Here is a 21,231-nt window from a genome sequence, read left to right as displayed (position 1 = left end):
CCCGACAGGGCACAACGTCCCGGACGCGAAGGACCTTGGCGAGGACGGACGGCCCTTCGCGCGGGCACCCGGGGGGACCAGCCTGGGGGCACTGGAGGTCCCGCGGACTGGAGGAGTCCCGATGAACATGGCAGCGAAAGCGCGGTGGATCTTCCGTTCGCGCCGCAACCCCCTGGCCCGCGTGTCGGACCGGACGGAACGCCGCCTGCTGCTGGTGCTGCTCGGTGTCGTGCTGCTCTCCGCGCCGGTGGCCGGTCTCCTGGGCGGGCAGATCTACGGCCAGCAGCGCGACCAGATGAGGATCGAGCAGGCCACGCGCTACCCGGCCACCGCGACCCTGCTGGCGGACGCGCCGCCGCAGGCGGCCAACCCGCACGGCGCGCCCTACGGCGGGGCAGCCCGCGTCGAGGCCACCTGGCAGGGGCGTGACGGGCTGCTCGTCACCGGTGAGGTCACGGCCACCCGCGGCGCGCAGGCGGGCGACACGGTCACCATCCGGCTCGACCGGGACGGGCGGGTCGTCACCGAGCCGATCACCGCCGGCGTCGCCATCAGCAACGCGGTGACCGTCGCTTTCGCGAGCTGGTTCGGCGTGATCGTCTTGTGCGGTGCCGTGTACTGGCTGGTGCGGATGTGGCTTGACCGGCGCCGTGCGGCGAACTGGGACGAGGACTGGCGGCGCTTCGACACCCGGAGCGCCAGGTCATGACCCACGTCGGGGAGCACGTGACCGCGGTCGCGCCGCCGTACGCGCAGCCGGCCGAGGACGTCGCCGCCGCGCTGGGCACTGATCTCACGCGCGGGTTGTCCAGCGCCGAGGCGCGAGCGCGGCTGGAGCGGATGGGACCCAATGCCCTGTCCGCGGCCCGCGGGCCGGGCCCGGTGCGACGGTTCGTGCGCCAGATCCACAGCCCGCTCATCTACATCCTGCTCTGCGCCGCGGCGGTCACGACCGTCTTCGGCGGCTACGTCGACGCCGGTGTCATCGGCGCGGTCGTCCAGCTCAACGCCATCATCGGCTACGTTCAGGAATCGCGGGCGCAGCGGGCGCTCGACGCGCTCGCCCGGCTCGTGCCCGCCGAGGTGACGGTCGTCCGCGACGGCGCCACCAGCCGCCTCCCGGCCCGGGACCTCGTCCCCGGGGACGAGTGGAGGTCGCCGCGGGGGACCGGGTGCCCGCGGACGCCCGGCTGTGGCAGGCGAACCCGCTCGAAGCCGACGAGTCCGCCCTCACCGGCGAGTCCGTTCCGGTGTCCAAGACGGCGGGCGCGGTGACGGACGGCACCGTCGTGGCCGACCGCACCGGCATGCTCTTCTCCGGCACCCTGGTGACCCGCGGTTCCGGGCGCGCCGTCGTGACCGGCACCGGCGCGCGGACCGAACTCGGCGGCATCCAGCGGCTGGTCGACACCACGGCGACCGTGGCCACCCCGCTGACCCGCAAGCTCGGCGTGTTCTCCCGCCAGCTCAGCGTCGGCATCCTGCTGGTGGCCGCCGCGGCGTTCGCGCTCGGCATCGTTCGCGGCACGCCGGTCGCCGAGATGTTCACCGCGGCGGTGGCGCTGGCGGTCGGGGCGATCCCGGAGGGGCTTCCCGCTGCGGTGTCGATCGTGCTCGCGATCGGCGTGGTCGGGATGTCCCGCCGCCGCTCGGTCGTCCGGCACCTGCCCACGGTGGAGACCCTCGGCAGCACCACCGTGATCTGCACCGACAAGACCGGGACGCTGAGCCAGAATCGGATGACCGTGACCGCCGTCTACGCGGGTGGCCGGATGCTCGGCCCGGATGCGGGATCCTCGGCGTTGCGCGAGTGCCTCGTCGCGGGGGTCCTCTGCAACGACGCCGGGCTGTCGCCGTCGGGCGGGTTCGAAGGTGACCCGACCGAGACCGCGCTGCTGGCGGCCGCGGACAACGCCGGACTGACGCCGGGGGAGGTCCGGCGCCGGTGGCCGCGCACCAGTGTGGTGCCCTTCGACTCCGAACGGCGCATGATGATCACCGCTCATGGCGATGTCGGCTACGTCAAGGGCGCGGCCGGGGAGGTGCTGGCCCGCTGTGACAGCGAGCTGACTGACGACGGTTTGCGTCCCATGGACCGCGACGCGGTGCACCGGGCGCTGTCGGGCTTCTCGGCGCGGGGGCTGCGTCTGCTGGCCTTCGCCCGCCTCACCCCGGCCGGTCCGCTCGAGGCGAGCGGAAACTGGACGATGCTGGGTCTGCAAGCTCTGCAGGACCCGCCGCGGCCGGAAGCGATCGGGGCCATCGGGGCGTGCCACGACGCCGGGATCGCGGTCAAGATGATCACCGGCGACCACGCAGGCACCGCTCGCGCGATCGCCCAGCAGGTCGGCTTCGCCGGTTCCGCGACCGTCCTCACCGGACGGCAGCTCGACGAACTTGGCGACGACGCGCTGGACCAGACGGTACCGCGCACGAACGTGTTCGCGCGGGTCTCGCCGGAGCAGAAACTCCGTCTGGTCCGGTCCCTGCAGCGGCAAGGGCACGTCGTGGCGATGACCGGCGACGGGGTCAACGACGCCCCGGCGCTGCGCCGGGCGGACATCGGTGTGGCGATGGGCCGGGGCGGTACCGATGCGGCCGCCAGGCGGCGGACATGGTGCTGCTGGACGACGACTTCGTCGCGATCGAATCGGCCGTCGAGGAAGGCCGCGCGGTGTTCGACAACCTGCGCAAGTTCATCGCCTGGACCCTGCCCACCAACATCGGTGAGGGCCTGGTTATCCTCGTCGCCGTCGTGCTGGGCGCGGTGCTGCCGATCGTGCCGGTGCAGATCCTGTGGATCAACATGACCACCGCGGTGTTCCTCGGGCTCACCATGGCCTTCGAGCCGACGGAGGCCGGCCTGATGAGCCGTCCGCCGCGGCCGCCGTCCAGGCCGTTGCTGACGCGCGCGCTGATGCGCCGCACCGGGCTGGTGTCCGCGTTGCTGGTGGCCGCCGGGTTCGCCGGCTACCACTGGGCGCTCGCCGCTGGCGCGTCGCTGGAGGAAGCGCGGACGGTGGCGGTCAACGTGTTCGTGGCCGTGCAGATCGCCTACCTGCTCAGCTGCCGCTCCCTGGACCGCACCGTGCTGCGCGCCTGGCCGGGGCGCAACCGGCTGCTCGCCGTGGGTATCGGGCTGACGGTGCTGCTGCAGGCCGCGATCACCTACCTGCCCGCGATGAACGCGGTCTTCCACACCGCGCCGCTCGGGCTCGGCTCGTGGCTGCCCGTGGCGGGAGCCGCGATCGCCGCGTTCGTGCTGGTCGAACTCGACAAAGTCGTCCGGGCCAAGCGCACCCGATGAAGGAGGCCACCATGCCGGAACTCGACTGGAAACCGTTGTGGCGCAGGGACAGCCGGATCGCCCGCCGCCGACCGTGGCTCGCCGCGTGCACCGCTTTGCTCGCGGTGTTCGCCTGGGCGGGGGCCATCGGCCTGGTCACGGGTGCGGTCGACCTGGGTGCCGTGGTGATCGAGCGGCTTCCGTTCCACAGCACGGGTTTCGCCGGATTGTCCCTCGCGCTGATCGTGGGTGTCCCGATGACCGTGGTGACCGTCCTCGGTGCCCGGCGCGACACCCGTACCAGTCCGGCCGCCGTGCTGGCCGGTGCTGCCCTGATCGGCTGGATCGTCGTGGAGATCGGCGTGATCCGCACGTACAACGTGCTGCAGCCGGCGTGTGCGCTCGCGGGGTTGGCCGTGCTGGTCGCGGGGCTGAAGGATTTCGGGGCGCCGGGTCCGCATGAGCGGTGAGGTCGTCGTCGGGGTGACTGCTTCCGCCGCAGCAGTGCGAGCGGTGGCTTGGGCTGCGGATTTCGCTGCGGCCAGGCGATTGCCCCTGGTTCTGCTTTTCGCGGGCGTTCCCGATGCGGGGCAGCGGCCGCTGGCGGACGCGGTCATGAGCGCGTCCGCGCGGGGCGCCGCACCGGTGCGGGCTGAGGCCGTGCCGGGGCCAGTGGGAACGGTGCTTGTGGACCGGGCCGCTAGGGCGCGCCTGCTGGTTCTGGGCGCGTCGGGTCGGAGCGGTGTGTTCGATCGCGCCCTGCACTCGCCCACGCTTGTGGCCGCGCCCTGCGCACGATGTCCCGTGGTGGTCGTGCGAGGCCGGGACGGCCCGGACGGTCCGGTAGTGACCGGAGTGGACGCCGACGGCTTCGGGGAGCACGCGATCGCCGCGGCATTCGCGGAGGCGGCGCACCGGCGCGTCCCGCTGGTCGCCCTGCACGCGCGCAGTAGTGCCGAGTACCGCACCGCGACTACTCCCGCGACGCCGAGGTTGGAGTGGGAACGGGCGGCGGAGGAGCACCACCGCTCGGTCGCGGAGCGCCTGGCCGGCTGGCAGGAGCGTCATCCCGACGTCGAGGTGCGGCGGGTCGTCGTCCCCGACCGGCCCGCGCACCACCTGGTGCGCTGGAGTCATCGGGCCCAGCTGGTGGTCGTCGGCAGCCGGGGCCGGTCGGGACTGCCGGGGCTGCTTCTGGGCTCGACCGGGCGCATCGTGACCGGAGCGGCGGCGTGCCCGGTGATGGTCGTTCCGCCCGGGCAGGGGCCGGAATCCCCGTGCTGAGGGGACTTTCGGTCCTGGTGACCACCGCGCGCGCCGGGGGAGCGTCGGGACACCAGACGTCAAGTGAGGAGTTGCCCGATGAGTTCTCCGATGTCCTATCCCGTCCGTGTCGAGGGGAACCTGGACCCGGCCGTGTCGCGGTGGCAGTGGCTGGTGAAGTGGCTGCTGGTCTTCCCGCACGCGGTGGTGCTGGCCCTGCTGTGGCCGGCCTTCTGCGTCCTGACCGTCGTCGCGTTCTTCGCGATCCTGCTGACCGGTCGGTACCCGCGGTCGATCTTCGACTTCAACGTCGGCGTGCTGAGATGGACCTGGCGTGTGCAGTTCTACGCCTACGCCGCCCTGGGCACCGACCTCTACCCGCCGTTCACCCTCGCCGACGTGCCCGGCTACCCCGCACGCATCGAGGTGGACTACCCCGGGCGGCTGTCGCGGGGCCTGGTGCTGGTGAAGTGGTGGCTGCTCGCCCTGCCGCACTACCTGGTGATCGGTCTGTTCGCCGGCGGCGGTCTGTGGCTGGCCGGCTATGACGACAACGGCTTCACCTGGGGTGGTGGCGGCCTGATCGCCATCCTGGTGTTCGTCGCCGCGGTCGCGCTGCTGTTCACCGGCCGCTACCCGCGGTCGATCTTCGACTTCGTGCTCGGCATGGACCGCTGGGTGCTGCGGGTCGCCGCCTACGCGGCCCTGATGACCGACGCCTACCCGCCGTTCCGGTTCGACCCCGGCGGGCACGACCCGTCCGGGCGCGTGACGACCTCACCCGCTCCCTGGCAGCCCTCAGCCCACCGCTGGACCCCCGGTCGCGTGGTGTCCGTGGTCGTGGGCGCGGTGCTGGCGCTCGGCGCGATGGGACTGGTCACCGGTGGCAGCACGCTGCTGTGGGCTGACCGATCCGAGCGTGACGCCGAGGGCTACGTGACGACCTCCCGCACGGTCACCTCCACCGGGTACGCGATCGCGGGTGAGGACATCGAGCTGGCCGGCACGCCCGCCGATTGGGACCGCATCGCCGAGGTGGTCGGTGACGTCCGGCTGCGGGTCACCTCGACCGACCCGGCCACGCCGGTGTTCGTCGGAATCGCCCCGGCCACCGCGGCTGACGGCTTTCTCGCTGGCTCCCAGTACACGACTGTGACCGACTGGGCGGGCGGTGCCGCCATCCAGAACACCGGGAACCGGACGCTCGCCGCACCGCGGACCGCCGGCATCTGGGCCGCGCAGGCCAGTGGTCCCGGCACGCAGACCGTGGTGTGGCCGATGGAAAGCGGCGACTGGACGGTGGTCGTCACCAACGCCGACGGCTCACCCGTGGTGAGTGTCCGCGCCGAGATCGGCGCCACCCTGCCCGGGCTGGAACCCATCGCGTGGGCCCTGCTGGGCGCCGGGCTGCTGTTCCTGGCCGGCGGGGTCGCGCTCATCGCCGTCCCCGTTCGCCGGACCGCCCAGCGGCCCGCCCGGACCACATCCTGACCGAGAAAGGACGACACCATGCGAGCACTCGTCGTGTACGAATCGATGTTCGGCAGCACCGAGGACATCGCCCGGGAGATCGCGAAAGGACTCTCCGCCGCGATGCAGGTCGAGGTGACCAACGTCGACGACGCCCCGGAGCAGCCGGAGGGGTTTGATCTCGTCGTCGCAGGCGGGCCGACCCACGTGCACGGGATGAGCCGTGCCTCGACGCGAGAAAGCGCCAGGAAACAGGCCGTCACGGACATCCGGTCCCGCTCGGGACTGCGCGAGTGGATGGACGGCTTGGCTCCGCCCACACCTGGCACGCGAGCGGCGACCTTCGACACCCGGATCGACAAGCCGGCGTGGCTGGTCGGCTCCGCCGCCCACGGTGCGGCCAAGGGGCTGCGCCGCAAGGGATACGCGCTCGCCGCCGAACCGGCCAGCTTCTTCGTCGACGGCGCCGAACCGGGCGATCTGCACGCCGGGGAACGCGAACGCGCCCGTGAGTGGGGCGCGTCGCTGGCGGGGCAGCGGTGACCACGGACCAGGGCACGCTCGTCGAGCGTGCCCTGTCCGCCGCCGTTCAAGCGCCGTCGCCGCACAACACGCAACCCTGGCTGTTCGAGGTGTGCGGCGACCGGGTCGACGTCCTGCTCGATCCGGCGCGGGTGTTGCCCGTCGCGGACCCCGACGGCCGAGAAGCGAGGCTCGCGTGCGGGGCGGCCGCGTGCAACCTCACGCTGAGCCTGCGCGCCTCCGGCCGACGGGTGACCACCCGGGTCATGCCCGATCCCCAGCGACCCGAGCTGCTGGTGCGGGTGCGGATCACCGGTACCGCGGCGCCGGAAACCGGGCTGGGCCGCTACATCGCCCAGCGCCGCACCAATCGCCGCCCCTTCCTGGAACGGGGCTTGCCCGACCCGGTGCGGAAGGAGCTGGCCGCTGCAGCGGCGGCCGAGGGGGCCACGTTGCACCTGGTGGTGGACTGGGCGCGCTACGACCGGATCGCGGAGCTGGTGCGCACGGCCGACCACCTCCAGGGCACCGACGAGCGGTTCCTCGCCGAAACCCGGCGGTGGACCGGCCGCCGCCCCGGCGAGCCCGACGGGGTGCCGGCACGGGCCGCCGGGCCGCCGCCGATCCCGGAGCCGGTGCTGGCACTGCGGCGTTATGCCGGCCAGTCCGAACTGCGCGAGCGCGAGTATGAGCAGCAACCGCTGCTCGGTGCGGTGCTGACCCGGACCGACGGCCCCGCTGCGCAGGTCAGCGCGGGGTTCGCGATGCAGCGGGTGCTGCTCACCGCCACCCGACTCGGGCTGAGCGCCTCGTTCCTGTCCCAGCCGCTGGAAGTCCCGGCCACGCGGGCCTCCCTGCGTACCCTGTTCCGCGACGAGGGCGAGCCGCACACGCTATTGCGCATCGGCTACGGGTTTCCGGCACCGCGGGTGCCCCGCCGCCCGGCCACGGACGTATCAGTCCAGATAGGACAAAGCCTGCACGAGTGAGTCCTCGGGTGTCCCGGTGGTGAGCACGGTGTGCGCCTCCGGCCACGGGTGCACGTCGCTCGCCATGTGGCGGGCGATCTCCGGGGTCGCGTCCGACATGGAGCCGGTGCGGGTGGCCAGCCGGTGCGCGGCGACGGCTTCCGGCGCCCAGCATCGCAGCGGCAGGACGGGGGAGCTGGCGGCTTGCGCCAGCTCAGCCGCGGCCAGCCGCTGCCGCGCGTCGGACCAGGAGGCGTCCAGGACGACCGTCTCGCCCAGGGCGAGCAGATCCGCGGCCCGGCGCAGCATCTCCGCGTAGGTGCGGTCGGTCCGCGCCTGGTCGTAGAGCCCTTCCCGGTACCCGGTGGCGGCGCTGTCCCCGGGCGTGATGCCGGCGAGTTCCTTGCGGATGCGGTCGGTGCGCAGGACCGTCGCGCCGAGCCGCCCGGCGTTCGCGTCGGCCAGCGTGGACTTCCCGGACGCTGGCAGCCCGCCGACGAGGATCAGCCGCGGACGCCCGAGCCTCAGGTGCCTCAGGGCGAGAGCGGCGTACCTGCGCGCGAGTTCGGCGGCGACGTCGTCGCCTTGGGCGAAGCGCAGGCAGGCCACTTTGACGCGGACGAACGCGCGGTAGGCGGTGTAGTGGTGGCGTAGCGCGGGCGGCGCGGGGTCGCCGGAGTGCTCGACGTAGCTGTCCATCAGCGTCCTGGCCAACTCGCCGGCCCCCAGGCGTTCCAGGTCCATCGCGAGGAACGCGACGTCGTCGAGCCCGTCGACCCAGCGCAGGTGGTCGTCGAACTCCAGGCAGTCGAGCACACGCGGCCCGTCGTCGAGGCAGAAGATGTCGTCGGCGAGCAGGTCGCCGTGCCCGTCGACGACATGCCCGGTGCTCTGCCGGCGGGTGAACAGGGCCTCGCGCCCGGCGAGGAACTCCCGGGTGAGCCGTTCGGTCTCCGCGGCGGTTTCCGGGTGCAGGACGACGTGGAAGGGGCGGACCTGCGCGAAACTGGCCTCCCACCGCCGCCGGATCGCATCCCGCGACCCCTCCGCGGTGATCTCCGGACTCCGCCGGGTCCCGGCGTGGAAGGCCGCCAGCTGCCGGCCGAGGGCGCGCACGGTGCCGGTGAGCGGCTCGCCCGCCCGCACCAGCGACGACAACCGGCGTCCCTCGGGCATGCGGCGCATGACGACGAGGTGGTCGCACACCTCGCCGGAGGGATCGCGCACGTCCGACACGCCCAGGTAGACATCGGGCGCCAGCCGGCGGTTCAGCTCGACCTCGCGGTGGCAGACCCGCTCGCGGGCTTCCCGTGTGGTGAAGTCGAGAAACCCCAGATCCACGGGCTTCTTCAGCTTGTAGGCACGGTCGCCGACGAGGAAGACCGCCCCGATGTGGGTCTCGTGCACGTCCGCCCACGGCGCGCCGGCTGTCACCGGCGGGGAAACCACGGGCGTGGCTTGGGTTCGCAGCATGGGGCCAGCGTGCTCTGGCGATCAGAACGCCGGAAAGAGCCGAAGTGCCCCGCCGCTGGGGTCCGTCTGCTCTGCCCGCCGGCCGGGCGCGCCGGACACGATCGAGACATGACCGAATCGACCGAACCTGCCATCGTCGCCGGTGTGGATGGGTCGCCCTCCGCGCTCAACGCGGCGCGGTGGGCAGCGCACGAGGCGGCGCTGCGGCCACTGCCCCTCCGGCTTGTGCACGTCGGCACCACCGGCGCCTGCCTCGGGGAAGCTCAGGAGCAGGCGCAGGCGGCCGAACCCGGCGTCCGGATCCACACCCGGTTACGGACCGGGGCGGCCGCGGCCTCCCTGATCGACGAGGCGGAAACCGCCCGCCTGATGGTCCTCGGCTCTCGCGGGCTCGGTGGCTTCCCCGGCATGCTGCTCGGCTCGGTCTCCTCCGCGCTCGCCACCCACGCGCCCTGTCCCGTCGTCGTGGTGCGGGACGCGCCGCCGCAACGGGGTCCCGTGGTGGTGGGGGTGGACGCCTCCGCGTCGAGCGACGCGGCCATCGCCTTCGACGCCGCCGCCAGGCGGCAGGCGCCGCTGATCGCCCTGCATACCTGGACCTGGACCGACATGACCCTCGGCGAGACCTGGTCGGTGCTGCCGATCGACGTCGACTATGCCGAGGTCGCCGAGGACGAGCGCCGGTTGCTGGCCGAACGGCTCGCCGGGTGGCGGGAGAAGTTCCCCGACGTGGACCTGGGGCAGCGCGCCGTGCGGGACCGACCCGTGCGCGGCCTGCTCGCCGAGGCCCGCGACGCTCAGCTGATCGTGGTCGGCTCCCGCGGGCGGCACGCCCCCGACGGCATGGGCCTCGGCTCCACCAGCCAGGCCCTGCTCCACCACAGCCCGTGCCCGGTCGCCCTGGTCCGCTGACGAAGTTCCAAGGAGAGACATGCACTGGTCCCAGGTCGAGGTCGGGGCGCTCGCACGCGCCGCGAGTTGCGCCCCGTCCGTCCACAACTCGCAACCCTGGGTGCTCGAGGTCGCCGGCGACGTCCTCGGGCTGTACGAGCGGTTCGACGTGTCGCTGCCCCGGCACGACCCCACCGGCCAGGACCGGGTGCTCTCGTGCGGCACCGCGCTGACCAACCTGGACCTCGCGGTGCGGGTGCTCGGTTGGCGGCCCGAGGTCGAACTGCTGCCGTCGGCGACACGACCGGACCTGGTCGCCGAAATCGGCGTCGCCGACCGCCGGGACGCCCTCCCCGCGGAGATCGACCACTATTCGGCGATCTTCCAGCGCAGCAGCTACCGCTCGCCGTTCGCGCTGCACCACGTGCCGCCCCGGGTCCTGCGCCTGCTCGGCGACGCCGCGGCGGGGCCGGGCACCGAAGCGCGCCTCGTCCAGTCCCGCACCGAGGCGGCGCCGCTGGCCCAGCTGCTCACCCACGCCGGCGGGGTGCTCCGCGCCGACCGGGCCTACCAGCGGGAACTCACCGCCTGGTCCGCCGGGTTCCGGCACCGGCCGTCGAAGGAGACTACGCTGCCCTGGTCGGGTCTCGTGCGGGCGGACACCCACCTGCCCGACACGGTCACCCTGACCGAGCGGATCGCGGCGGAATCCCTGCTGATCGTGCTCACCGCGGACGACACCCGCCGCGACCACCTGCAGGCCGGCGCCGCGCTCGAGCGGGCGTGGCTGGCGGCCATCGCCGCGGGCCTCGTGGGCTCAGTCCTGACCCAGCCGCTGCACCTGCCCGAGGTGCGCGCCGGGCTGATCGAAAAGCTCGACCTCCCCGGATACCCGCAGGCGATCCTGCGGATCGGCTACCCGGTCACCGCCACGCCCGCTCGCGCCACAATCCCGGCCAGTGCGGGGAAATCGAAGTGAGCACCTCCGTGCCGGCGGTCCACCGGCACGCGGCAGTCCGCGGCCCCGCGGTCCACCGGATGATCCTGCGGCTGCTGAACTCCGCGCTCGCCCTCGCCCCGCGCGCCCCGCTGGCCGCCGGGCGGCTGTGCGCTCTGCGGTACCGCTCGCGCCCCGCCCGTGAGCCGGTCGTGTTCCCGGTGCAGTACACCCGGGCCGGGAACCGGGTGCTGGTCGTCGCCGGGAGCGCCGCCGGCAAGTCGTGTTGGCGCCACTTCCGCGCGGCGGTACCGGTCGGCGTGCGGCTGTCCGACGGGTGGTCGGCCGGGACCGGCCGGATGCTGCACGAAGCCGAGCGCGCCGCAGCGGTGGCGGTGTACCGGCAGCGTTGGCTGCTCGTGCCCGCGCTCCTGGAGGCGCCGCTGGTCGCGATCGACCTGTCGGAGTGGAAGCCGGTGCACGGCCGGGCCTTCACGCGGAGCTGGTTCTGGATCGTCACCCTGGCCGAGTCCGCCGGGTTCGCGGTGCCCGCCGTCGTCGGCGCGCTCACCGCCGGCTCCGCGCCCGCGGTCGGCGTCGACGGCTCCGGCTCGGCGCTCGACGCGGTGCGCTGGGGCGCCCGTGACGCCGCCCGCCTGGGCGTGCCGCTGCGCCTGGTCCACGCCTACCCCCGCGGCGAGCGGGACTACTCCGCCCTGCGCTTGACAGCCGAGCAAGTACGCGCGGAGCTGCGCGCCTGGGGCGCCGACCGCCGCCGCACCGCCGAAGCGGTGGCGCGGGACACAGCACCCGGAGTGCGGGTGGAGCAGCGGCTGCGTGAGGGCGATCCCCGGGTCGTGCTGCGCCGCGAGTCGCGGCGGGCCGCGGAGGTGGTCCTCGGGCACGACGGCGACGGTGGGGCCAGCAGGCTCTTGTTCGGATCCTGCGGCCTGGCGCTGGCCGTGCACGGCCGCCGCCCGGTCGTGGTGGTCCGCGGCCGCGTCACCGACGCGGGATCGATCGTCGCCGGGGTCGACGGCAGCGTCGCCGCGGCCCGGTACGCGATGAAAATGGCCGCGCTGTACGGCACCTCGGTCACGGCGCTGCGCACCTGGCACGCGCCGGCAGGGGATTCTGCGGACCGTCATGGGGCGGTCGACCTGGCCGAGGCGTCGATGCGCCGGTACTTCGCCAGTGAGTCCTACCGCCAGCGCCCGCCCGCTCCGGCAGGCTCCCACCTGGTCGCCGACGAGCTGGGCGCCGTCGCGGAGGAACTGCGGCGGGCCTTTCCCGCCGCCGACCCGGCGCGGGTGCGAGCCATCGTCGACGACACCTACCGGGAGCTCGCCGCCGGGGCGAAGGTCACCGATCACTTGATCACACTCACGCTACGGGGCGCTCGAGCGGCCCTCGAGGCCAGCTGAGAGCACGTGAGCTCCGGCCGCGGCCGGAGCCCCTTTCGGCGGGCGCCGCCTCAGCGCGCCACAGGTGACCAGGTGTCGCAGCGAGGGCCGTCGGCATGCTCCCGCGCGCTCAGCCTCGCGGACAGCACAGCGGCCTGCGTGCGGCGTTCCAGGCCGAGCTTGGCCAGCAGCCGCGACACGTAGTTCTTGACCGTCTTCTCGGCGAGGAACATCCGCTTCGCGATCTGCGCGTTGGTCAGTCCCTCGCCGATGAGGTCGAGCAGGGTCCGCTCCCGGTCGGTGAGGCCGGCCAGCGGGCCGTCGTCGGCGGCGTTCGCACGCAGCCTGGCCATCAGGGTCGCAGCCGCGCGGGTGTCCAGCAGAGAACGGCCGGAACCCACCTCGCGCACGGCGGCGGCCAGCTGGATGCCTGCGATGTCCTTGATGGCGTAGCCACCGGCACCGGCGAGGATCGCGTTGAGCATCGCCTCCTCGTCGGTGTAGGAGGTGAGGATCAAAACGTTGAGCTCGGACAGCCGCGATCGCAGCTCGCGGCACAGCTCGATGCCGTTGCCGTCCGGCAGGCGCACGTCCAGAACCGCCACGTCCGGCCGCAATGCCGGAATCCGGGCCATCGCCTGCGCGGCGGTCGACGCCTCGCCGATGACCTTCAGCTCGGCGTCGGCCTCGAGCAGGTCGCCGACGCCGCGGCGGACGACCTCGTGGTCGTCGACGAGGAACACTGTGATCACGGCAGTTTCACCTTCCTGGGAGTGGTGATCTCCCCACGGTAGGGTCCCGGGCGCCGCACCGGGCACGGCGGAAGTCACCTCCGCCAGGGACCAAGGTCACCAATGGGGCCGGGGTGGACGAAAGTCCCTGCCACGCACTGACCAATTCCCCTGACCGCTACCACAACGGTCCAGGGCTGTGGAGGCGTGACCGTACGGATCTGCTTCTGCGGCCTGCCCGCGCCCGGACTTGGCGAGCCGGGCGGGCACGTGGAAATTGCCGGCCAGGTGGGTCCCGCTGCCCTCGGCTACGCCCTCGACCAGCTACGTCACCTCCCGTCGCATCATCCCCAGCCGGTGGACAGCGTGCACCTGGCACTGCGCGTGCCCGCCCGTGCCGACCGCGTCGTCGCCGAGGCCACCATGGCGGCCGGCGAGCGGGTCGTGCGGGTTTACGGGACAGCCGGCGCCCCGCGCGGCGCCACGACGTGCCCGACGCCGGGGGCGAGTTCGGTGTCCAGTTCGAGGTCGGCCAGCACCGCGTCCTCCCGGTAGGGGCCGCCGTGCCAGCCGATGCCGGCCAGCGTCCGCGCCCTACTGGCCTGGCCGTCACACGCCGCGAGGAACCGGAAGCGGGCCTCTTGCGTGCCCGCCAGGGAGCGGCGTGTCGCCAGCACCGACCCGGGATCGGGCCGCATGCCGACCAGTTCGGTGCCGCGTTCGACGGCCACACCGCGCCGCGCCAGCGCCTCGATGAGGACCTCTTCGACGTCCATCTGACGCAGGAGCGTGAGGTGCGGGAAGGCCGTGTCCGGCAGGGTGAGGTCGCCGAGCGAGACCGGCACCTGGCGGCGGCCGAGGTGGAGCAAGGCTTGCGGGGCCCGGTCGCCACGGTCCAGGAGCGCGTCCGTTACGTCGAGCGGCCGAAGCACCTCGAGCGTGCGCGGCTGCACGATCATCGCGCGGGAGGGCCGGAACGCCTCCGGCCGCCGGTCCACGATCCGGACGCCTGCGCCGTGGTCGTGCAGCTGCAATGCGACCGTGAGCCCCGTCGGCCCGGCGCCGGCCACGAGGACGTCTGCCGTCAGACCGGTCGCCACCAGGAGTTCCGCTCGGCCGGGGCGCCCAGGCGGTCGGAGTGGGCGAGCACGTCGTCGCACCGCTGCCCGGGGAGCACCTGGTAGTCGATGGAACCGGGGACGCTGACCAGGGCGAGCACTCGCCATAACGACCGGGCGTAGCGCTTCGCCCGCTCCGGACCGTCCCAATCGTACACCCCGCGGTACCGGTCCTGATCGTCGTTGGTTAGCCAGAGCTTGGACACGAAACCGGGGAACCCCACGAACAGGGGAGTGTTCAGCAGGCTTTCCCAGCGGAACAGGGTGTGGCCGCGCCCGCGTATCCACCGCAACCGGAACACGACGACGAGGACGCAGGGATCCGCCGGCCGGCTGTCCACTGTGGTCTCGCGGTACACGACGCCGGAACTCCCGTCGGCGAAAGTGAGCCGCTCGCCGAGGTGCCGCCGTGACAAGTGGATCTCCCGTCTCGCGAGCATGCGCGCGGTCTCTGCGGCACAGGAAGCTACGGCGCGCCATGCCGTTCGATGGGGCAGGGGTTCGTGGGAAAGCATCGATTCTCCTTCACCAACTCCGCGCTTCGGTGGCGGCGGCCAGGCTCCCTCGGCAGGAGCACACCGGCTGGCGGGCCGCCCGGGTGTCGGGTGTGGTGTGGCAGCGTAGGCAGACGCCGGTCAGTTCGTCCACGATCACCGTGGCGGCACAGGCACGTTCCCGGCACCACCGGTGCCCGGTGACGACCACGAAGTGTTGCGCGACGCGACGCACTGGTGCAGCCGGCGGAGGTGCGTCCGACAGGTGACGCTCGAACGGATCGAGCCGTGGGTCCTCCGCCCGGTTCTCCGCCGGCAACGTGGCTGCGAGGTGCCGGTCTGCGAGGTCGGGATAGTGGTCGGGCGTGTGGCGGGTGTGCGCGGTGGTGATGGGGGTCGACATCGTCCCGGTCCTTCCTCTCGACGAGGTGCTACACCCAATCTCCCCACGCCGGCGTGTCCGCCGACACGGCCGGAATTCCCGAGATTCTGTGGCCTTTGCGCCTCCCTCGGACGGGACTTTCGGTCCAGCGGCGGGGACTTCTGTTCATCGCTTCCGCCTGCGTGCCCGTACGGGGGTGGCGACCGCGGGTCGGCTGAAGATCGCGCCCATCAGGGCGATTCCGGCGACGAAGCCGAAGTTGTACCAGTTGCCGTTGTTGTGCACCTCGTAGATGCCGACGCTGTCGTTGAACAACGAGACGATGAACGCGATGGGGCAGATGATCCCGTGCCACACGCCCAGCCAGAACCCGGCGGGGGCGGGCGGGTTGGACTGCACGGCGTCGTTCGGCCCGGCCGCGCACGCGGCGACGACCAGGGTGGCCGTCAGGATCAGGGCCAGGCCCAGGACCTGGCCCTTCACGGGTGGGCCGGTTCGGGCTCGACGACGGGCTTGCGCCCGAAGCGCCGGTGTTCGAGCGGGCCGATGAAGTTCACGGCAATTGCCATCGCCCAGGCGCCCTTCGGGCCGCGCACCGATTCCGCGGGCCGTCGTGAGAGGTCCCACCACGCGTCGGCGGCCAGTGCCACCCGCAGGGTGGCCGCGGCCACGATCGCTCCCTGTTCGGTGCGGCTCAGGTCGCGCCAGTGCCGGTGTTTCTGTGCCATGTCCACTCCGCCTCACGTGCACGTCCAGCGTGGGCGGCGAGAGGCCTGGGCAGAAATGGACCTACGGCTCCGATCGCAGGGACCTAAGTCAGCCTGCCGACGCCGACGACTGTTCACCCCGCACCTCCGGCTCACCACGGCGGATCACCCGGTGTCAGCTCACCGGCAGGGAGCCCGGGGCGATCGTGACCGCTACGGCGAGCCCGGCCGCCACGAGCAGGACCACCGAGGCGAACGCCCGTCGGACCAGGTGCGAGGGCAGGCGGCGGGTCAGGCGCCCGCCCGTCACCGCCGCGATCGCGGCCGCGAGACCGAAGACGGCGGCGACGCCCCAGTCGATGGGGGCTCCGGCGTGAGCCAGCAACCCGGCCGCCGAGTTGATGACAATGACGACCAGGGAGGTCGCGACCGCCGCGGCCGCGTCCAGGCCGAGTAGCAGGGTCAGCGCGGGGACGATGAGGAACCCGCCGCCGACCCCGAACAGCCCGGTCAGCAGGCCGACGACGGCGCCGGTGCCCACGGCCGACGGCAAGCAAGTGCGCCAGTTGACACGCCCGCTCGTGGTGCGGCACGCACCGCCGCTGCCCGCGCGGTCCCGCAGCATGCGCACCGCGACGACCGCCATCAGCACGGCGAACCCGAGCATCAGCAGCCGCGGGGACAGCGACCGCCCGAGCGCGGCGCCCCCGAATGCGGCGGGGACGCCGGCCACGCCGAACACCAGCGCCACCCGCCACCGCACCACGCCAGCCCGCAACCTGGGCGCCAACGCCGCCGCGGAGGACAGCCCGACCACGATCAGCGCGGTGGGGATGGCGGCGGCGAGGGGCTGCCCGGCGAGGTAGACCAGGGCGGGTACCGCGAGGATCGATCCGCCCGCACCGAGCGCGCCCAGCGCCACCCCGATGAGCAGCCCGGCCAAGGCGACGACGACCAGCACCGGTCAGGCCGCCATCGGCACGCCCGCGTGGGCGGCGCTTGCGAACAGGTCGTCGATGAGGACGACGGTCCGTCCGGCGCGGGCGAGCAGTGAGGCCGCCGCGGTGGCGCGGTAGCCGCTGCCGCAGTGCACCCACACCGGACCCTCCGGGAGTTCGCTGAGGCGCCGGGGGAGTTCGGGCAGGGGGATGTGCACGGCGTCGCGCACGTGGGCGTCCCGCCATTCATGGGGCAGGCGGACGTCCAGTACCACCGCGGGCTGCGGGTAGCCACCGGCGTGACCGTGCTGCAGGGCCGCGGCAAGGTCGGCGAACGACGCGGCGGGCAGGCTCGCCAGCCGCTCGGGCCTGCCGCCGGACCACTCCCCGGGACCGCCACTGGCTGCGGCGGCGGGCCGGTCGATGCCGATGCGGGCCAGTTCCCGCTGCGCCCGTGCGACCTCGTCCGGGGTGTCGCCGAGCAGCGTGATCGGCGCGCCCCAGTCGATGAGCCAGCCCAGCCAGGTCGCCATCGGCCCGTCGAGGCCGAAGCTGATCGTGCCGGCCAGGTGCGAGTGCACGAACGCCTTGCGAGAGCGCAGGTCCACCACCCACTCGCCGTCGTCGATCCGCCGGCGCAGCTCGTCCGGGCCCGCGGTGCGGGCCGGACTGAGGTCGATCGGGTCCGGGCCGGCGACGTTGTGCGGGCCCATGTGCGCGTAGTAGGCCGGGTAGACGTCCAAACCGGCCAGGGTCTGCTCGACGAACTCGCCCTCGGCCAAGGTGAGCGCCGGGTTGTGCCGTCGTTCGCGGCCGATCGTGGAGGCCTCGCTGTCGGCCTGGGTGGCCGAGCAGAAGCTGCCGAACCCGTGGGTGGGCCACACGGCCGCGCCGTCGGGCAGCAGGTCGGCGAGGCGGTGGGCGGACGAGTGCTGGTGGCGGGCCAGTTCGTGCGCGTGGTCCTGGCCCAGCAGGTCGGTGCGGCCGGTGGTGCCCAGCAGCAGCGAGCCGCCGGTGAACACGCCCTCCGGCCCGTCCGGTCCGTCGAGAATGTAGGACAGGTGGTGGAAGGTGTGGCCGGGGGTGGCGACCGGCCGGATCCGCATCCGCTCGGACACCTCGATCACGTCCCCCTCGCGCACCGGTGCGCGCTCGAACGGCACGTCGTCGGCCGCGGAGACCCCATAGCGCGCGCCGGTGAGCCGGGCCAGGTGCAGCCCGCCCGACACGTAGTCGTTGTGCACGTGGGTTTCCAGCACCCACGCGACGCGCACCCCGAGCCGGCCCGCCAGTGCGGCGATTCGGTCGATGTCGCGTTGCGGGTCCACCACCACCGCGAGTTCTCCGTCGTGGGCGAGGTAGCTGCGGTCGCCCAGCGACGACGTCTCGATCACCTGTACATCCAGCATGGCCTTCCTCCTTCGGTTCGTCCTGGTTTGTACCCCGGGGGGTATGCGACGACGACACCCCGGCGCCGCGGGAACGGCGCCGGGGGTCAGGCCAGGGCCAGGAAGAGCTTCTCCAGCTCGGCCTCGGTCATGGGGGGTTCTTCCCCGCGGTCGCGTGCGGCCTGGCAGTGCCGCATCCCGCTGGCGACGATCTTGAACCCGGCGCGGTCCAGGGCGCGGGACACCGCGGCCAGCTGGGTCAGCACCTCCTGGCAGTCCCCGCCGTTCTCCATCATGCTGATCACCGCGGCCAGCTGGCCCTGCGCGCGGCGCAGCCGCACCAGGGCGTCGCCGGTCAGTTCGGGTCCCATCTCCATCAGGCCACCTCCGCCTGCCGCGCGCTCATCGCCCGAACAGGCGCCGCAGCGCCCCGCCCCGCTCCTCGGGCTCGCACCGGCAGCGCTGCCCGGCCGGCACGTCCGCAAGCACTTCTTCCACGTGCTGGCCGCACCCAGCGTAGGTGGCCTTGCCGCACCGGCCACACGTCACACGACGACACATCGGTGAACCTCCTTGGTCCGCTGGCGTCCACGGTACCCCCGGGGGTATCAAGGTCGCCACCGGGCGGTCGTGACCCCACCGGGCAGCGATCGTCGAGTTCGAGATCTTGCAGATCAGGCGGTACGCGTCCGCTGTCGGGCCCTTGTGTTCCCCACGGCTGCGACCTTGGCCCATCCCCGGCCGTTGAGGGAGACGCGCACGCTGGAGAGCGCCTCGGAAAGGAGCCGGCGAAGATGTATTGGTCCGGAAGCGGGATGAGCGGCTGGGGCATCGCCCTCATGACCCTCGGCAATGTGGCCCTGTCGGCGTTGATGATCGTGGCGGTCGTGACGCTGTTCCGCGCCGTGCAGCGTCGGTCCGAACCGGAGGGCCGGAGCCGTCCGACGCCGGAGCAGCTGCTGGCCGTTTCGCCCGCGGCGAGATCGACGAGCCGACCTACCGGCGCGATTACGAGACGCTGCGACACGGTCAGCACTCCCCATTGGACCGCTGACCGGCCCGGCCTTCTGACAGGGGTAGCGCAGCGCGATGGGTGAGGTCGTCGCGGCTGCCGGCGGATCGCGCGGTGCCGTTCGCGTGGAATCGCCGGTCAAGACCTGCCTGCGCGGTGTCTGGCCCGCCCGTCGCCGGGTGTCCCTGCCGCGCGGAGCGGCGCTCGGGTGAGCCGCTCGACGCCGACGGGCTGCTCCGGGCAGCATCCGAGCCATCCTGCCACGTGCACTCCGCCACCTTCGGCGGTCAGCGCTGACCGCGCCGCCGCGATCTTTTCTGCATCGGGGGTGGAGCCCCAGCACTTTGTGAAGGGAGTGGGTAGTGGACGCAGTGAACAGGCTCACCGCGCAGGACCCCGCCATGCTGTGGGGCGACGACTTCGGCTGGCCGCAGGAAACGGCGTGTTGGCCGGAGGCCGCGTGCGGTGGCGGCGCGCTCGGCTGGGCAGGGTGGTGACGCCTACGGCGTGTCGTACCGGCGGTAGAACGCGACGCGGTTGCCGTCCGGGTCGAGGCGGTTCAGGATGGCGTCGCCGATGCTGGTCAGGTGCGTGATCTGCTCCGGGGTGAGCGCGTCGATCACGTAATGCCGGACGGTGGCGACGTGGCCAGGGGCGCTGTCCTGGACCTTCTGCCGCCCGGCGTCGGTGAGGCGGGCGTTCGTGGCGCGCTTGTCCTCTGGGCATGGAAAACGCTCGACCAGTCCACGGGTCTCGAGCCGCTGGACGACGTGGGACAGGCGGGCGAGGGTCGCTCCCGTCTGCTGCGCCAGGGCGGTCATCCGCAGAACGCGGCCCGGCGCTTCCGACAGCATCGCCAGGACGTAGTAGTCGAAATGGGTGAGCTGGGCGTCGCGTCGAAGCTGGGTGTCCAAAACGCCTGGCAGCAGTTCCAGGATCGCCACCAGGCGCACCCATGCGGCCAACTGGTCGCGGTCGAGGTATTCCGTGTTCACCCTCACAGGATGCCATCGGAATGGTTGTTGCTACAACCGAGTTGAGAGGAGATAGTTGTAGCAACAACCAATGAGCTAGCAGAAGGGATCCGGGATGACGCACGTCAGCATCATCGGCAGCGGCAACATGGGGAAGGCCATCGCGGGCCTGGTGGAGAAGTCGGGCAACACGGCGGAGGTGTTCGGCAGCACCGACTCCGGCAAGCCGGTGACCGGCGACATCGTGGTGCTCGCGGTGCCCTATCCGGCGGTCGCCGACGTCCTCGCGCAGCGCGCCGGCCAGTTCGAGGGCAAGATCGTCGTCGACATCACCAACCCGCTGAATTTCGAGACCTTCGACGAGCTGACTGTTCCGGCCGACAGCTCCGCGACCGCCGAGATCGCCGCGGCCCTGCCGGGCGCCCGCGTGGTCAAGGCGTTCAACACCACCTTCGCGGCCACCCTGGCCGACGGCACGGTCGGCGGCACGCCGGCCACCGTGCTCGTCGCCGGCGACGACGCCGGTGCCAAAACAGCGGTGGCCGAGCTGGCCACGGGTGCGGGCCTACGCGCGATCGATGCCGGCGCGCTCAAGCGGGCTCGCGAGCTGGAGGCCATCGGCTTCCTGCAGATCACGTTGGCGGCCGCCGACAAGGTGGCCTGGACCGGCGGCTTCGCCGTCATCTCCTGACCAGGGCGTATCACGGAGGCGTTTTCGATGAACAAGAGTGCTCTGCGCGACCTTGCCGTGCTCGTGGCCCGGGCCGCCGTCGGCCTGATCTTCGTCGCACACGGGTGGCAGAAGTTCACCGAGTGGGGCCTTGCCGGCACCTCTGCCGCGTTCGGGCAGATGGGCGTCCCGCTGCCGTCGGTCAGCGCCTGGTTCGCGGCCCTCGTTGAACTGGCAGGGGGCGCCGCGCTGGTCGCCGGGCTCGCGGTCCCTGTCGCCGGTCTGCTGCTCGCCCTCGACATGGTGGGTGCGTTCGTCTTGGTTCACGCGGGCAACGGCGTGTTTGTGAGCGGCAACGGCTTCGAGCTCGTACTGACGCTCGCCGCGGCGGCCCTCATCCTCGCCGCGGTCGGCGGGGGACGGTTCAGCCTGGATCATCTGATCGCGCCCCGGCTGATCCGCCGGGCTGGTACGGCGCCCGCGGTTCGCCAGTAGGCCGAGGGGCGTGGGGCCGGCGCAGATTCACACACAGGACGATGTCGAGCCGCCCGTCCGGCCGGATCCAGGTCCGCTTGTAGGCCAGCACGCTCGGGTTGGACCCGCC

27 protein-coding genes are annotated in these 21,231 nt (G+C 72.7%); 16 read left to right on the top strand and 11 right to left on the bottom strand.

Annotation, left to right across the window (positions count from 1 at the left end; all coding sequences use genetic code 11):
- The first annotated feature begins 121 nt into the window (after nucleotides 1–121).
- From ABZ215_RS14535 to ABZ215_RS14495, 9 genes are all read left to right on the top strand, one after another.
- Entirely contained in the window at nucleotides 122–709 is a 588-nt protein-coding gene (locus ABZ215_RS14535; protein ID WP_354949856.1) for a hypothetical protein, read from the top strand.
- The gene (locus tag ABZ215_RS14530; RefSeq protein ID WP_354949855.1) at nucleotides 706–1,275 is read left to right on the top strand and encodes a cation-transporting P-type ATPase; all 570 of its coding nucleotides are present in this window, start codon (nucleotides 706–708) and stop codon (nucleotides 1,273–1,275) included. The genes ABZ215_RS14535 and ABZ215_RS14530 overlap by 4 nt, the downstream gene beginning before the upstream one ends.
- Nucleotides 1,173–2,810, top strand: a complete 1,638-nt coding sequence (locus tag ABZ215_RS14525; RefSeq protein ID WP_354949854.1) for an HAD-IC family P-type ATPase — start codon at nucleotides 1,173–1,175, stop codon at nucleotides 2,808–2,810. Before ABZ215_RS14530 ends, ABZ215_RS14525 begins: the two co-directional genes overlap by 103 nt.
- Nucleotides 2,807–3,307, top strand: coding sequence for a cation transporting ATPase C-terminal domain-containing protein (locus tag ABZ215_RS14520; RefSeq protein WP_354949907.1), 501 nt, complete (start codon nucleotides 2,807–2,809; stop codon nucleotides 3,305–3,307). Before ABZ215_RS14525 ends, ABZ215_RS14520 begins: the two co-directional genes overlap by 4 nt.
- A gap of 11 nt (nucleotides 3,308–3,318) precedes the next feature.
- Nucleotides 3,319–3,756: a hypothetical protein gene (locus ABZ215_RS14515; protein WP_354949853.1), complete on the top strand. Its 438-nt coding sequence runs from the start codon at nucleotides 3,319–3,321 to the stop codon at nucleotides 3,754–3,756.
- A 376-nt stretch (nucleotides 3,757–4,132) separates the two neighbouring features.
- Nucleotides 4,133–4,570, top strand: coding sequence for a universal stress protein (locus ABZ215_RS14510; RefSeq protein WP_354949852.1), 438 nt, complete (start codon nucleotides 4,133–4,135; stop codon nucleotides 4,568–4,570).
- 78 nt (nucleotides 4,571–4,648) lie between these two features.
- Nucleotides 4,649–6,040, top strand: a complete 1,392-nt coding sequence (locus ABZ215_RS14505) for a DUF4389 domain-containing protein (protein ID WP_354949851.1) — start codon at nucleotides 4,649–4,651, stop codon at nucleotides 6,038–6,040.
- 18 nt (nucleotides 6,041–6,058) lie between these two features.
- The gene (locus ABZ215_RS14500) at nucleotides 6,059–6,562 is read left to right on the top strand and encodes a flavodoxin domain-containing protein (protein WP_354949850.1); all 504 of its coding nucleotides are present in this window, start codon (nucleotides 6,059–6,061) and stop codon (nucleotides 6,560–6,562) included.
- A complete protein-coding gene (locus tag ABZ215_RS14495) occupies nucleotides 6,559–7,530 on the top strand; it encodes a hypothetical protein (protein WP_354949849.1) in 972 nt (323 codons plus the stop codon). The genes ABZ215_RS14500 and ABZ215_RS14495 overlap by 4 nt, the downstream gene beginning before the upstream one ends.
- Here the strand turns inward: ABZ215_RS14495 and ABZ215_RS14490 are convergent.
- Nucleotides 7,498–8,982 carry an AAA family ATPase gene (locus tag ABZ215_RS14490; RefSeq protein WP_354949848.1) on the bottom strand — a complete coding sequence of 495 codons (1,485 nt, stop codon included), beginning with the start codon at nucleotides 8,980–8,982 and terminating at the stop codon, nucleotides 7,498–7,500. The genes ABZ215_RS14495 and ABZ215_RS14490 overlap by 33 nt on opposite strands.
- A gap of 108 nt (nucleotides 8,983–9,090) precedes the next feature.
- Between ABZ215_RS14490 and ABZ215_RS14485 the strand changes: the two genes are divergently transcribed.
- From ABZ215_RS14485 to ABZ215_RS14475, 3 genes are read left to right on the top strand one after another with little or no spacing between them, the layout of a single operon-like run.
- A complete protein-coding gene (locus tag ABZ215_RS14485; RefSeq protein ID WP_354949847.1) occupies nucleotides 9,091–9,894 on the top strand; it encodes a universal stress protein in 804 nt (267 codons plus the stop codon).
- 19 nt (nucleotides 9,895–9,913) lie between these two features.
- Nucleotides 9,914–10,852: a hypothetical protein gene (locus ABZ215_RS14480; protein ID WP_354949846.1), complete on the top strand. Its 939-nt coding sequence runs from the start codon at nucleotides 9,914–9,916 to the stop codon at nucleotides 10,850–10,852.
- Complete coding sequence (locus ABZ215_RS14475; protein WP_354949845.1) at nucleotides 10,849–12,234, top strand: universal stress protein; 1,386 nt, start codon at nucleotides 10,849–10,851, stop codon at nucleotides 12,232–12,234. Before ABZ215_RS14480 ends, ABZ215_RS14475 begins: the two co-directional genes overlap by 4 nt.
- 50 nt (nucleotides 12,235–12,284) lie before the next feature.
- Here the strand turns inward: ABZ215_RS14475 and ABZ215_RS14470 are convergent, their stop codons facing one another.
- From ABZ215_RS14470 to ABZ215_RS14430, 9 genes are all read right to left on the bottom strand, one after another.
- Nucleotides 12,285–12,965, bottom strand: a complete 681-nt coding sequence (locus tag ABZ215_RS14470; protein ID WP_354949844.1) for a response regulator transcription factor — start codon at nucleotides 12,963–12,965, stop codon at nucleotides 12,285–12,287.
- A gap of 431 nt (nucleotides 12,966–13,396) precedes the next feature.
- On the bottom strand, nucleotides 13,397–14,044 hold the full coding sequence (locus tag ABZ215_RS14465; protein WP_354949843.1) for an FAD-dependent monooxygenase: 648 nt from the start codon (nucleotides 14,042–14,044) through the stop codon (nucleotides 13,397–13,399).
- On the bottom strand, nucleotides 14,029–14,502 hold the full coding sequence (locus ABZ215_RS14460; protein ID WP_354949842.1) for a hypothetical protein: 474 nt from the start codon (nucleotides 14,500–14,502) through the stop codon (nucleotides 14,029–14,031). Before ABZ215_RS14460 ends, ABZ215_RS14465 begins: the two co-directional genes overlap by 16 nt.
- 85 nt (nucleotides 14,503–14,587) lie before the next feature.
- Nucleotides 14,588–14,959, bottom strand: a complete 372-nt coding sequence (locus ABZ215_RS14455) for a hypothetical protein (protein ID WP_354949841.1) — start codon at nucleotides 14,957–14,959, stop codon at nucleotides 14,588–14,590.
- 144 nt (nucleotides 14,960–15,103) lie between these two features.
- Nucleotides 15,104–15,421 (bottom strand): hypothetical protein, encoded by a 318-nt coding sequence (locus ABZ215_RS14450; RefSeq protein ID WP_354949840.1) that lies wholly within the window; start codon nucleotides 15,419–15,421, stop codon nucleotides 15,104–15,106.
- Nucleotides 15,418–15,666, bottom strand: coding sequence for a hypothetical protein (locus tag ABZ215_RS14445; RefSeq protein ID WP_354949839.1), 249 nt, complete (start codon nucleotides 15,664–15,666; stop codon nucleotides 15,418–15,420). Before ABZ215_RS14445 ends, ABZ215_RS14450 begins: the two co-directional genes overlap by 4 nt.
- Nucleotides 15,667–15,820: 154 nt before the next feature.
- Nucleotides 15,821–16,606, bottom strand: coding sequence for a sulfite exporter TauE/SafE family protein (locus ABZ215_RS14440; RefSeq protein ID WP_354949838.1), 786 nt, complete (start codon nucleotides 16,604–16,606; stop codon nucleotides 15,821–15,823).
- A 3-nt stretch (nucleotides 16,607–16,609) separates the two neighbouring features.
- Nucleotides 16,610–17,992 carry an MBL fold metallo-hydrolase gene (locus tag ABZ215_RS14435; RefSeq protein WP_354949837.1) on the bottom strand — a complete coding sequence of 461 codons (1,383 nt, stop codon included), beginning with the start codon at nucleotides 17,990–17,992 and terminating at the stop codon, nucleotides 16,610–16,612.
- 86 nt (nucleotides 17,993–18,078) lie between these two features.
- Entirely contained in the window at nucleotides 18,079–18,348 is a 270-nt protein-coding gene (locus ABZ215_RS14430) for a metal-sensitive transcriptional regulator (RefSeq protein WP_027929553.1), read from the bottom strand.
- Nucleotides 18,349–18,765: 417 nt separating this feature from the next.
- Between ABZ215_RS14430 and ABZ215_RS14425 the strand changes: the two genes are divergently transcribed.
- Both ABZ215_RS14425 and ABZ215_RS14420 read left to right on the top strand, forming a co-directional pair.
- The gene (locus ABZ215_RS14425; RefSeq protein WP_354949836.1) at nucleotides 18,766–19,068 is read left to right on the top strand and encodes a hypothetical protein; all 303 of its coding nucleotides are present in this window, start codon (nucleotides 18,766–18,768) and stop codon (nucleotides 19,066–19,068) included.
- A gap of 277 nt (nucleotides 19,069–19,345) precedes the next feature.
- A complete protein-coding gene (locus tag ABZ215_RS14420; RefSeq protein ID WP_354949835.1) occupies nucleotides 19,346–19,480 on the top strand; it encodes a hypothetical protein in 135 nt (44 codons plus the stop codon).
- A 3-nt stretch (nucleotides 19,481–19,483) separates the two neighbouring features.
- Here the strand turns inward: ABZ215_RS14420 and ABZ215_RS14415 are convergent, their stop codons facing one another.
- Nucleotides 19,484–19,978: a MarR family transcriptional regulator gene (locus ABZ215_RS14415; protein ID WP_354949834.1), complete on the bottom strand. Its 495-nt coding sequence runs from the start codon at nucleotides 19,976–19,978 to the stop codon at nucleotides 19,484–19,486.
- Nucleotides 19,979–20,072: 94 nt separating this feature from the next.
- Between ABZ215_RS14415 and ABZ215_RS14410 the strand changes: the two genes are divergently transcribed.
- Together ABZ215_RS14410 and ABZ215_RS14405 are read left to right on the top strand one after the other, a co-directional pair.
- On the top strand, nucleotides 20,073–20,648 hold the full coding sequence (locus tag ABZ215_RS14410; RefSeq protein WP_354949833.1) for an NADPH-dependent F420 reductase: 576 nt from the start codon (nucleotides 20,073–20,075) through the stop codon (nucleotides 20,646–20,648).
- A 27-nt stretch (nucleotides 20,649–20,675) separates the two neighbouring features.
- The gene (locus ABZ215_RS14405) at nucleotides 20,676–21,122 is read left to right on the top strand and encodes a DoxX family protein (protein WP_354949832.1); all 447 of its coding nucleotides are present in this window, start codon (nucleotides 20,676–20,678) and stop codon (nucleotides 21,120–21,122) included.
- Nucleotides 21,123–21,231: the final 109 nt, after the last annotated feature.

It is taken from the genome of Amycolatopsis sp. NPDC006131, assembly GCF_040614175.1.
Classification (GTDB): Bacteria; Actinomycetota; Actinomycetes; order Mycobacteriales; family Pseudonocardiaceae; genus Amycolatopsis_E; species Amycolatopsis_E tucumanensis.
The sequence above is the reverse complement of the archived record's forward strand: the minus strand, read 5'-3'. Positions and strand labels throughout refer to the sequence as shown.

What these genes read in the sequence shown, in the direction of transcription:
- ABZ215_RS14405 (WP_354949832.1), top strand. Translation starts at nt 20,676, where the DNA reads ATGAACAAGAGTGCTCTGCGCGACCTTGCCGTGCTCGTGGCCCGGGCC.
- ABZ215_RS14480 (WP_354949846.1), top strand. Translation starts at nt 9,914, where the DNA reads ATGCACTGGTCCCAGGTCGAGGTCGGGGCGCTCGCACGCGCCGCGAGT.
- ABZ215_RS14515 (WP_354949853.1), top strand. Translation starts at nt 3,319, where the DNA reads ATGCCGGAACTCGACTGGAAACCGTTGTGGCGCAGGGACAGCCGGATC.
- ABZ215_RS14425 (WP_354949836.1), top strand. Translation starts at nt 18,766, where the DNA reads ATGTATTGGTCCGGAAGCGGGATGAGCGGCTGGGGCATCGCCCTCATG.
- ABZ215_RS14490 (WP_354949848.1), bottom strand. Translation starts at nt 8,982, where the DNA reads ATGCTGCGAACCCAAGCCACGCCCGTGGTTTCCCCGCCGGTGACAGCC.
- ABZ215_RS14530 (WP_354949855.1), top strand. Translation starts at nt 706, where the DNA reads ATGACCCACGTCGGGGAGCACGTGACCGCGGTCGCGCCGCCGTACGCG.
- ABZ215_RS14520 (WP_354949907.1), top strand. Translation starts at nt 2,807, where the DNA reads ATGACCACCGCGGTGTTCCTCGGGCTCACCATGGCCTTCGAGCCGACG.
- ABZ215_RS14445 (WP_354949839.1), bottom strand. Translation starts at nt 15,666, where the DNA reads ATGGCACAGAAACACCGGCACTGGCGCGACCTGAGCCGCACCGAACAG.
- ABZ215_RS14505 (WP_354949851.1), top strand. Translation starts at nt 4,649, where the DNA reads ATGAGTTCTCCGATGTCCTATCCCGTCCGTGTCGAGGGGAACCTGGAC.
- ABZ215_RS14485 (WP_354949847.1), top strand. Translation starts at nt 9,091, where the DNA reads ATGACCGAATCGACCGAACCTGCCATCGTCGCCGGTGTGGATGGGTCG.
- ABZ215_RS14535 (WP_354949856.1), top strand. Translation starts at nt 122, where the DNA reads ATGAACATGGCAGCGAAAGCGCGGTGGATCTTCCGTTCGCGCCGCAAC.
- ABZ215_RS14435 (WP_354949837.1), bottom strand. Translation starts at nt 17,992, where the DNA reads ATGCTGGATGTACAGGTGATCGAGACGTCGTCGCTGGGCGACCGCAGC.
- ABZ215_RS14460 (WP_354949842.1), bottom strand. Translation starts at nt 14,502, where the DNA reads ATGCTCGCGAGACGGGAGATCCACTTGTCACGGCGGCACCTCGGCGAG.
- ABZ215_RS14410 (WP_354949833.1), top strand. Translation starts at nt 20,073, where the DNA reads ATGACGCACGTCAGCATCATCGGCAGCGGCAACATGGGGAAGGCCATC.
- ABZ215_RS14430 (WP_027929553.1), bottom strand. Translation starts at nt 18,348, where the DNA reads ATGGAGATGGGACCCGAACTGACCGGCGACGCCCTGGTGCGGCTGCGC.
- ABZ215_RS14455 (WP_354949841.1), bottom strand. Translation starts at nt 14,959, where the DNA reads ATGTCGACCCCCATCACCACCGCGCACACCCGCCACACGCCCGACCAC.
- ABZ215_RS14500 (WP_354949850.1), top strand. Translation starts at nt 6,059, where the DNA reads ATGCGAGCACTCGTCGTGTACGAATCGATGTTCGGCAGCACCGAGGAC.